Here is a 408-nt window from a genome sequence, read left to right as displayed (position 1 = left end):
TCAGTAAGTTGGAGTCATTACCAACCAGTTCACCACCTACTCGCTCCGCGATTGTGGCAGTCTTCGAAATCCCCGGACGATCCGCCTTTATGAAAGTCTTGCTCAATTCAAATCTTCAGGCTTATGGGTTACTACTCATGCTTGGTTAAATGACCGTTTCGTCTTACCGGAATCCCTGCAGAAGAACTTGGCAGAGTTGAAACGATATTTCCTTGATCCTGCACTCAAGCAGATAAATGAGAAAACACCTTTACTTGCTAAGTATAGTATTGATGATTCAGGAAAATTTCTGTTCTCAATAATTGATAAGCAAAATCCCGTCTGACATAAATCAGCACACATGAGCCTGTCATTTGACAAATTTTTGTCATGAAGATGGGCGGATTTCCACACAGCACCGGCGCCCGG

General features: G+C 43.4%; 1 protein-coding gene. It reads left to right on the top strand.

Annotated features, from left to right (window positions below):
- Positions 1–16 precede the first annotated feature (16 nt).
- Positions 17–325, top strand: a complete 309-nt coding sequence (locus N6P30_RS24490; RefSeq protein WP_223862079.1) for a replication initiation protein — start codon at positions 17–19, stop codon at positions 323–325.
- Positions 326–408 lie beyond the last annotated feature (83 nt).

It is taken from the genome of Enterobacter sp. PL1 (genome assembly GCF_945957325.1).
Lineage (GTDB): Bacteria > Pseudomonadota > Gammaproteobacteria > Enterobacterales > Enterobacteriaceae > Enterobacter > Enterobacter roggenkampii.
This window is presented reverse-complemented; position numbering and strand designations above follow the sequence as displayed.